Here is a 10,188-nt window from a genome sequence, read left to right as displayed (position 1 = left end):
GTAAATTCTTTAATTTTATCCGGCAATAGCATGGCTGATGTAAATTTTTTTCCATTTACCAATATATTAAATTTAGATTCTTTGACAATGTAACGTATGCTACTTTCAATATTGTTTTCAGAATAAACTTTTACATTAAATTCCGATACCAAACTTTTCGGCAATTTTTTTTGCATATTCGTAATCCTCTGGGGTGTTTATGTTTATAAAACTCAATAAGTCTGAATCATATTTTTTGATTTCATTTATATTACTTATAAATTTAGTGTTTATGTGTATGTAAATATCTATTAACCTGTAGTTATTTCTATTAAAGAAATCAAGTAACGTTTGTATGATTTTTTTTCTATAAAAACCGCAAAGTGTATTTATTTTACCATTAATTTTAGTTAGTACGCAGTCGTGTTTGTTAATAAATTCGTATAAAAAATGTACTAATTCCAAAGAAAGAAAAGGGGTATCTGCAGAAATAATAAAAATATTGTCATATTTTGCATTTTGAAGTGCAGTAATGATTCCAACTAACGGGGATTGACTATCTGTAAAATCGTTTAGAAATTTTACTCGATCAATGGAAAAAAAGAATTTTGAACTGTCTTTTGAAATTACCATTACATCGTCGCTGATTTTACAAAGCTTATTGGCAAGGATTTCAGTCAGACTTTTATTGTTGATTTCTGCAACTGTTTTATCTCTTCCAAATCTTCTACTTTGCCCGCCGGCTAAAATTGCGCAAGAGAATTTATTCATATGAAAATTATAAAATAAATTTTGCTAATATTCCATATGATTTTACAATAACAGGTTTAATATAATTGTTTAGTTAAATTATAAGCGATTACTTAGTTAAAGTTATTATAAGTTAAAAAATGATTTATTGAGATATATAAAATACTGAATGAAAAAGAGGAAAGTTATTAATCTACAGTAAATAAGTGTGAATTATTTTTACAAATTTTAATAATATATTATAAATATGGCATGATTTTTGTTAATAGATTTTTATTATGTGTAAAAAAAGTGTGTTTTTAATTGCAATTATTTTTTGTTTCTCATATGTGTTGGTATTTGCTTACTCGGATAGATTAAGCGATACTGAAAATTGTAGTACATGCCATAATATCGCAAACATAAGCAGGTTGTGTGAAAAAGATTGTATTTTATGCCATAAGGCGGATTCAAATAATTATAAATATTTATCCGAAAACTATGTTCAATCTTTTTTCATTAATAAGAAAAATCCACATGAAAAAAATATATGTGCTGTATGCCATGTCAGAAGAGAGAAAATGTTGCGGTTTGACAATGATACAATGCTTTGTGAAAAATGTCATTCGGAAGGGGACGTAAGTGTTGAAGCCCACAGTACAAACTTTAAATATGTTGAAACCAAGGAAGTAAGAATACCGAGGGATTTTCCATTAAATGATGGTAAAGTTACTTGCTTAACTTGTCATTTGTTTAATTGTCTGGATAAAAATAATTTTAAGTACTTGAGAAGGCCATTCTCACATATTACTGAATTTTGTTTTAACTGTCACAATGCGGATGAGTATAAAAAATATAACCCGCATATTCAGATTAATCCAGATGGAACCGTAAATGAAAATAATTGCATAATTTGTCATTCAGTTAAGCCAGATATTAAAAAAGATAAAGGTATAGAATCTATACTATTAAAAGGTGAACCCAACAAGATTTGTGACGGTTGCCACCAAATTCGCGGGGCACACCCTACAGGAATTTTACATACTGTAATACCAAGTTCAACTATTTTAAATAATATTAAATCATATGAGCAAAAAAGAGGGTTGGTATTTCCATTGGGTAAAAATAATCAAATTTTGTGCGTAACTTGTCATTTACCCCATCAGTTTGAGCTAATAAAGGGGCAGGCAAAGAATAAGTATAAGCACAGGACTAGACTACCAGAAGGCTATGAGCTTTGTAATGTATGTCATAATAAAGGTTAAATAAATGGAGGTGTATATGAGGGTAATTGCAAAACTGTTCTTATGTATTGTATTAGTTCTGTTTTTTTCTTCGTTTGGTAATTGTGCCGATGATGAAAATTGTCTTCTTTGTCACAAGTATCGAACCCTTTCAAGGATTGACGAAACAGGCAAGACAAGGCTTTACTACGTCAATGACAATCTCTTTCACTCATCTGTTCATGGCAAAATAAAATGTAAAGAGTGTCATAGTCAGATTACAAAGATACCCCATGAAGAGAATACTAAAGTAAACTGTCTTAACGAATGCCATATAGTAGAGCCAACGAGTGAAAAAAGGTTTTCACACAAAAGTGTAGCGGAAGTGATAAAAAGCAGTATCCATTCACCAGAAAACAAATATGCTAATTTTTCAAAAGCTGATGATTTTCCTGAATGTATAGATTGTCATAACAATCCGTTGTTTAAACCAATACAGCTTTTTAAGAATATTACTGAAGAAGGGCAAAGCCCAAAAGCTCTTGCCAGATGTAATTTGTGCCATAAAGAAGAAAAATTTATAAAGTATTTTTATAATCATGTTAGTCATCGACTACATACGAGCAAAGACAGCTCAGAAATCGTAAGGATGTGCGAAAGATGCCATTCTAAACCTGAAATGGTAAAAAGACATAAGTTAAAAAATGCTGTAGCAACTTACAAAGATACATTCCATGGCAAAGCTATTACGTTTGGCCTTGAGGGTGCGCCGGATTGTGTAGATTGTCATGTCAGGGAAAATGAATCTGCTCATGCGATAAAAAGTTACGAAGACCCGGAAAGTTCAATTAATAAAGATAATAGAAAAAAAGTGTGTAGTCGCAAGACATGCCACCCTAATGCTGCAGATGGTATTGAAGATATCAGAATGCACGTTGTAATAGATAAAAATTTATACAAACCGGAATATTATACAGCATTGGGTTTTACAGGACTTACGTTAGGTGCATTTTTTCCACTTATAGTAGTTCTTATTTTAGAATTGATAAGAGAAATTTTTCCTAATTTTAGTTTGAGAAAATTTAAGAGGAGGAAATAGACATGAGGAAGTTACCCTTAATAAAAGTTCAAAGAGGTAAAAAATATTATTTAAAGATGACACCTGCTCAAAGGTATCAACATTTTATCTTGATGAGTACATTTATTCTATTAGTTTTAACAGGTTTTCCTCTTAAATTTCATTACTATCCTTGGGCTAAAACTTTAATAAACAGTTTGGGAGGGTTAAAAGTCACTACTGTTATTCATAGAATTTGTGGCGTTACAATGGTTGGATTATTTTTTTACCATTGGTATTATTTGTTTAAGAATCTCTATGTTTACTATATAGCTCCTTCAATAAGGCTGAAAAAATTTTCTTTAAAAGGCCTTCTTAAGTTTATTTACTATTCACCCATGTTTCCGCGAGTAAAAGATATTAAAGATGTGGCTGATTTTTTAAAATATGTATTTTTTATTACAGACGAAAAACCAAAACATGAAAGATTCCATTGGAGAGAAAAGTTTGATTATTGGGCGGTGTTTTGGGGTATTCCTGTTTTAGGCTTAACCGGTGCAATCTTGTGGTTTGAATCATATTCAACAATGTTTTTCCCGGGTTGGTTTGTTAATATAAGCTTTATAGCTCATTCTGATGAAGCATTGCTTGCAGCTGCAGTAATCCTTATATGGCATATGTACAATGCCCATGTTAACTATGATAAATTTCCGATGTCGCCACTGTTTCTTACGGGTTATTTGCCTGAAGAGATTATGAAGCATGAATACTATCTCGAGTGGAAGAGAATTAACTGTTTGGTAGAAAAGGATAAGAGCCTGTTTTTTGATATGGACGAATATAAGGCAAATAAGAAAAAGGAGATGCAAGAACATCTTTTACACTGTTTTGAAGATATAATTGATGAGAATTTTGAGAATGAGGAGAAAAAAGATGAGCAGGCATAGTAATGGCATCTTGAAAAAAATATACGCGATAATTGGTATAGTGCTTTTGGTGTGGTCATCATATTTAGTTTACATTTTAGTTATGCATATATGGCATCAGCATGGTGAAGAAGTGGAAAACATGGCTATTTCTGAAGAGGAAAAGTTATTTAAAGAAATGATGAAAGATAAAAAAGAGGTTACTTATAATTTAGGTTATAAAGTTATTAAACAGGAAGATATTGAAAAACATTTTCATCATGTCGGTGATCCTGTAATACACGATTCTATCAATATATGCATAAAATGTCATGGAGATATACCTCATGACAAAAATAAGGCAATTAGGGCATTCTTAAATATGCATAGTGATTTTTTTGCATGCGAGACTTGTCATGTCAGAGTGGATAACAAAAAGTTTATTTGGTACAATAAAACTACCGGTAAAGAGGTAGACAATTTTGAGATATCAGTTTTTTTAAATAATATCCCTCAAAAATTAATCCCTTTATTGGAAGTTGACGGAAAGTTTGAAAGACTTGATTCAGATTCAAAGAGAAATTTTGTTGATGAGTTTAGAAAAATGCTACCTACCTTATCTCCTGATAAAAAGAGTCAGGGGTTAAAAATCATACACAAAAACGTTTCTAAAAATCCTGTCAAGTGTGATGAGTGTCATGCGCCAAGTTTAAGCCAAAGTTATCTACCGTTACTGGAAATCGGCTATAAAGAAAGAAGAGTGAATCAGATTCTCAGTAATGAAGTGGTAGGTATGGTTGAAAAGTACAAGGAATTTTATATCCCCAATTTTTTGATGCCGGGTCAAACTAAATGAGAGTTTTAGTCTATATATTTTTCATATTTTTTACAGTGTTTAAGGCTTTTGCCTTAAACACTGTAAATGTTGAAAAACAATATGAGATTCGTTTCAATAAAGATGAATTTATTACGGATATAGAAGTAGTTGATTCAGTTTTGTATGTTTTGGAATCAAACAAAGATAACGTATTAATTTACAATTTGTATGATGGTAGATTGAAAGGTAAAAAATTTATTGGCAACTTTCATTCATTGATCAGTTTTAAGTATTTTAAGTCAGACTGGTATGTTTTATCTGCAAATGAGAGCAGTTTAGTTATGTTTGATTCAAATTGGAACCATTTAAAAACAGTAAAAATTGACGCTAAAGATCCGACCGGTATAGCATTTTATGAGGATTTTATGTTTATAGTTGATAACGATGGTCAAAAGGTTATGAAGTATAAACTTAAAAATCTTAAGCTTACCCAACAGGTAAAAGGGTTTGGTTTTAATAAAAATCAGTTCAGATATCCTTTTGATATAAAAGTGGATGAAAAAGGAGATATTTATGTTTCAGAGGTAATAAATACGAGGGTGCAGAAGTTTAACACAAGTTTAAAATATGTAGATACAATTGGAGAGTGGGGCATAAAAAAAGGTCAACTTTATCGTCCAAAAGGTATTGAAATACAAGGGCAAAATCTTTTTGTTACAGACAGCATTATGGGAGTTATCCAGATATTTGATAAGAATAGTGGAAAGTTTTTAGGTGTTTTGGGAGAAAATGATAAAATATTGAGGTTAAAATCACCATATAGGTTAAAGGTGTATAATAATTTTTTATGTATATTGGATAATTTTGAAAAGGTTGTGTATGTTTATAAGTTCAAATAAGATACCCATATTATTCTGCATATTTTTGCTATTTTGTTTATCTAAAAGCTATTCATTTACAGGTCAAGAATCTGCAAAAGAATGTGCAATTTGTCACTATGAGTGGATGGATTCATTTATTTACGAGCTAAAAGGGACTGAAATAGTAGACTACCAAAAGGACAGAATTGTTGCAAACGAAAGGATGTGCTTTTCTTGCCACGACGGCTCAGTAGCTGATAGCAGATTACGTGTATGGGCTAATGATATGCATAAAGTTGGTATAAAACCACCTTCAAATATGAAAATTCCTAATGAATTGCCCCTTGAAAACGGAGAGATTCAGTGTAGGACTTGCCATACTGCTCATGGCACAAAGGATATTAACAAAGGGGACATAGGCAGAAGTGTTTTCTTAAGAGTAGAAAATACTAATTCACAGTTGTGTAAAATGTGTCACTCGGATAAAAAAGGTCATTATAATCACCCTGAATCCAAGCTAAATAGTAAAATGAGTGTTTCACGGCAATTAGTTGAAAATAAAGGAAAGTTAGGGGATGATGAGAAAATAATATGTGAAAGTTGCCACACTCCTCACGGCCCTAAAGGGAAAAAGATTTTATTAGGTAAAATTGGAAATTCAGAAATTTGCTCTTTTTGTCATACTGATAAATTGGATTCTAAAAAACAATACAAAAAAGGTGTATTAAACCACCCTGTAAATATACCAACAGATAACACAATGATTTCAGAAGTAGAAAGTTTAGGAGGAAAGTTTGAGGATGGCAGGATAATTTGCTTGAGCTGCCACAATACTCATAAAGGTATCAATAAAGAATTATTAATAGTTGATAATAAAGATGATAAACTTTGCCTTACTTGTCACAAGAATAAGGTATCAGTGAAAAACACAAGCCATGACTTAAAAAAGAAAAAAGGGTTTAAAAATATGTTTGGTCAGACACCGGATAAATATGGAACATGTTCAGCATGTCATGGCCCTCACGGTTGGGGAGTTAATTTGCCAAATATAGATACGGATTTATTAAGTAAAGCATGTTTATCTTGTCATAAAGAAGCTGACATAGTTGGCGAAAAAAGGATTTTCAAGGATAGATTTAATCATCCGGTAAGTGTTGAGGTTAAAAACAGTCAAGATTTACCGTTATTTACAAAAAGTATAAATTATTTTAGTGAAATGAATAAGGAAAATAATGACAAATTTATCAATTGTGCTACTTGTCACGATTCACACGGTAAAGAAAAGAATTTTTTAAGGGCTGAAGTCAAAAATGATTTTATATGTTTAAAATGTCATGACAATAAAAAAGATATTTTAGGTTCTAAACATAGTTTAAATGATATAACTTGTCTCAGCTGTCATAATATTCATAATTCTGAGAATAAATATCTTTTGAAAAGAGATATTAAAGATATATGTGTAGACTGTCATAATAAGAATGGGGTAGCAAAGCAATTTATACCCGGGGAAAATAGCCACCCGGTTAACAAAATTGTTCATGATGTTATTCCTGATAACTTCAAGCTTTACGATTCAAAAATTCAATGTGCCACATGTCATGACCCTCATCAACCCGGTAAGAATAAAAAGTTTTTGAGGATTAACTTTAGCAATAAGGATGATTTTTGTATAAGTTGCCATATTGAAAAAAATGGTATTTTTAATTCAAAACACCATGATCAAAAGAAAAAAGGTTTATGCGAAAATTGTCATGTGGTTCATAATTCCTTTAGCAATAAATATTTGATGTCTATTAAGTGGGATTATAATAATGATAATGATTATTGTGAAGTTTGCCATAATACTAATGGTGTTGCAAAAAACAATATTGTTAAAGTATTGCACCCTTTTGGCACTATCAAAGATAAAAAAAATGCCATCAAGGAAAATCTTAGCTGTATTTCATGTCATGATCCGCACAGTCAACAGAAAGGGAAAAACAGATTTCTTAAATATGAAGAAGATAGTTTTTGTTTTCAATGCCATAAAGATAAGAAAGAATTTTTGGATTCACCTCATAATTCAACACATTTTAGAGATATGTCCGGTAAATTTAAAAAAGAGAATTGTTACTTGTGTCATGATATCCACAAAAGAGGTGAAACTGAAGATGCTGTATTAATTCGCACTTGTGAAAGCTGTCATAGTGATAAAAATATTTTTGGAAATAACATCATTAAAACAAGTCATATCGGCATGAAGGACGAAAAAATTAAAGATTTTTATACTCACAACGGGGAAGTTGTTTGTAAAACATGCCATGAGCCACATATAAATAATAAATATTTATTTCCATCAAATATTTTAAAATCCTATCAACTATGTATTTCATGCCATCAAAAAGAAAAAGATGTGCTTTATTCGGAGCACAATATGAGTCTTATCTTCAAAGATAAAGATTCCGTATGCGATGCATGCCACACTGTTCACAATTATTCAGAGAATAACAAGTATTTTTATAAGAAAGATGTCGATGCGAATAAAGATTTTGTAAAAGAAATATGTTTAGGTTGCCATAGCGAAAATGGAATCGCCAAGACTAAGGCGATTAATATTTATGGTCACCCTGAGATTCCTATGACGTTTAAACTTGAAAAAGATTTGCCAAATAAATTTCTTTTTAAGAAAAATGGAGAAAAGTCTTTAACAGGGAATATTACTTGTGCTACATGTCATGATGTTCATAAGTGGAGTGAAAGTCACGATTATAAGGTTACTGAAAATACTGAAGGAAATGTTTTGAATAGTTTTTTGAAGTATAAAGGGATTATTACTTTTTGTTCAACTTGTCATGGGGAAGAAACAATGCTAAGATATAAGTACTATCATACTGATAAGTTAAGAAAAGAAAAATATAATGATAAAAAGAAACGAAAGAAAACTTTTATGGAGTTACTAATTGGAAATTAATTTGGTATATAAATTGCTTAATTCGTTCTTAAAAATTGCTGGAGGATTTTAATGAAGTCAATGAAGTTGTTAGGCTATTTATTTGTTTTTATGTTGCTTACTTTTAATGCATACGCAGTGACATGTACTACCGGAAACTGCCATACTGATATTATGAAAAATCAGTTTACTCATGGTCCGGTATCTGCTGGTCAGTGCAATGTATGCCATGCTGCAAGTGAGGAAAATTATAAGAAGCATTCAGAGAAGCCAAAGAGCTTTATTGATTTTGCTTCACCGACAGGTGACCAGCCTGTATGTATTATGTGTCATGACAATAAAGTTGATGGTAAATATGTGCATGCTCCTGTTACTGACGGCTCATGTACAACTTGCCATAATCCTCATGGTGCCAATAATAAGTATTTTATAATCGGGAAAAAAGAATCGGATACCTGTTTTCAATGCCATGAAAATAATAAGACAGTAAAAAAGTTTTTGCATGGTCCGGTAGCAGTGGGTGAATGTGCTTCTTGCCATGACCCACATGCCTCCGATTATAAGTATCAATTGAGAGACGCAGAAGATAAAATATGTTATAAGTGCCATAATGACAAAAAAGGTGATTTTAACAATAAATTTGTTCACAAACCTGTAAAAGAAGGGTGCACAAAATGCCATGATCCTCACAATTCAGATGTTCCATTTCACTTAAATGCAAAATCAGAAAAAGATTTATGTATGAGTTGTCACAAAGAGAATAAAAATCTGTCAAAACTTGTTGATAATGCAAAATTTCAACATAAGCCTGTTGCTAGCGGAGAATGTGCACAGTGTCACAACCCTCATGCATCTGCATATGGTAAGCTGTTGAAATCGGATGAAAAAAATGTTTGTTTTGAATGCCATGGGGATATCGGGAAAAGAGTCAAGGAGTCAAAGTATGTTCATGGCCCTGTTGCATCCGATGGGTGTACAGCCTGCCATAACGTGCATGGTGCGGAAAATCCTTTTATTTTAAAAATGGCTTTCCCGAAAAAATTTTACAATCAATATGTTGATGGGTTATATCAGTTATGCTTCAATTGCCATAATGATGATGTGTTAAAATATCCAAATACAACAAAATATACTGGTTTTAGAAATGGTGACAGGAATCTTCATTACTTACATGTAATGATTAAAGGTAAAGGAAGAAGTTGTAAAGCTTGTCATGAAGTGCATGCTTCTAATCAACAGAATCATGTTAGAAAATCAGTACCTTTTGGTAGTGGTGGCTGGGAATTGCCTATTAATTTCACAAAAACAAAGACCGGCGGTAGCTGTGTGGTAGGTTGCCACAAGCCAAAAGAGTATGATCGTCTCAATCCTGTAAAATATACAGAATAAGGTGACTGTTATGATTAGAACATTATTTTTGTTAATAGTATTTGCTATTGCTAATATATCATATGCTTTTCCAATTAAAAATCTGAAGATTAATGATAAGATCGATTTATCAGAATTTGAATCTTTGGATAAGCCTATTGAAAAAGCAGCCGGTATAAAAGATAAAAAGATGGTATTGGTGTGGGATTCAAACAAGCAGATAAGTATTGACATCTTAACAAAATTTTTAAAAATATGTGACGAGAAAGACATCGTTTGTTTTGCAGTTGAAGTTTCCGGTAAAAATGCTAACGAGATTGC

The 10,188-nt window shown here is 31.5% G+C and carries 9 protein-coding genes; 8 read left to right on the top strand and 1 reads right to left on the bottom strand.

Features of this window, described 5'->3' with window-relative positions; genetic code table 11:
* Nucleotides 1–135: 135 nt before the first annotated feature.
* On the bottom strand, nucleotides 136–750 hold the full coding sequence (locus tag ACTCAF_RS09835) for a molybdenum cofactor guanylyltransferase (RefSeq protein WP_463063107.1): 615 nt from the start codon (nucleotides 748–750) through the stop codon (nucleotides 136–138).
* A 308-nt stretch (nucleotides 751–1,058) separates the two neighbouring features.
* Here ACTCAF_RS09835 and ACTCAF_RS09830 point away from each other — a divergent pair, with 308 nt between their 5' ends.
* The 8 genes from ACTCAF_RS09830 to ACTCAF_RS09795 all read left to right on the top strand — a co-directional run.
* A complete protein-coding gene (locus ACTCAF_RS09830; protein ID WP_463063106.1) occupies nucleotides 1,059–1,973 on the top strand; it encodes a hypothetical protein in 915 nt (304 codons plus the stop codon).
* A 16-nt stretch (nucleotides 1,974–1,989) separates the two neighbouring features.
* A complete protein-coding gene (locus ACTCAF_RS09825; protein ID WP_463063105.1) occupies nucleotides 1,990–3,030 on the top strand; it encodes a cytochrome C in 1,041 nt (346 codons plus the stop codon).
* Between the two features lie 2 nt (nucleotides 3,031–3,032).
* Nucleotides 3,033–3,935, top strand: a complete 903-nt coding sequence (locus tag ACTCAF_RS09820; RefSeq protein WP_242820015.1) for a formate dehydrogenase subunit gamma — start codon at nucleotides 3,033–3,035, stop codon at nucleotides 3,933–3,935.
* Complete coding sequence (locus ACTCAF_RS09815) at nucleotides 3,922–4,749, top strand: cytochrome C (RefSeq protein WP_463063104.1); 828 nt, start codon at nucleotides 3,922–3,924, stop codon at nucleotides 4,747–4,749. The genes ACTCAF_RS09820 and ACTCAF_RS09815 overlap by 14 nt, the downstream gene beginning before the upstream one ends.
* A gap of 35 nt (nucleotides 4,750–4,784) precedes the next feature.
* Nucleotides 4,785–5,609, top strand: a complete 825-nt coding sequence (locus ACTCAF_RS09810; protein ID WP_463063103.1) for an NHL repeat-containing protein — start codon at nucleotides 4,785–4,787, stop codon at nucleotides 5,607–5,609.
* A 106-nt stretch (nucleotides 5,610–5,715) separates the two neighbouring features.
* The gene (locus ACTCAF_RS09805; protein ID WP_463063102.1) at nucleotides 5,716–8,520 is read left to right on the top strand and encodes a cytochrome c3 family protein; all 2,805 of its coding nucleotides are present in this window, start codon (nucleotides 5,716–5,718) and stop codon (nucleotides 8,518–8,520) included.
* Nucleotides 8,521–8,571: 51 nt separating this feature from the next.
* Entirely contained in the window at nucleotides 8,572–9,888 is a 1,317-nt protein-coding gene (locus ACTCAF_RS09800) for a cytochrome c3 family protein (protein ID WP_463063101.1), read from the top strand.
* Nucleotides 9,889–9,898: 10 nt separating this feature from the next.
* Nucleotides 9,899–10,188: hypothetical protein (locus tag ACTCAF_RS09795; RefSeq protein ID WP_463063100.1), on the top strand; the 290-nt coding region annotated here is incomplete at its 3' end.

The sequence above is a fragment of the Deferrivibrio sp. genome (assembly GCF_055117995.1).
The sequence above is the reverse complement of the archived record's forward strand: the minus strand, read 5'-3'. Positions and strand labels throughout refer to the sequence as shown.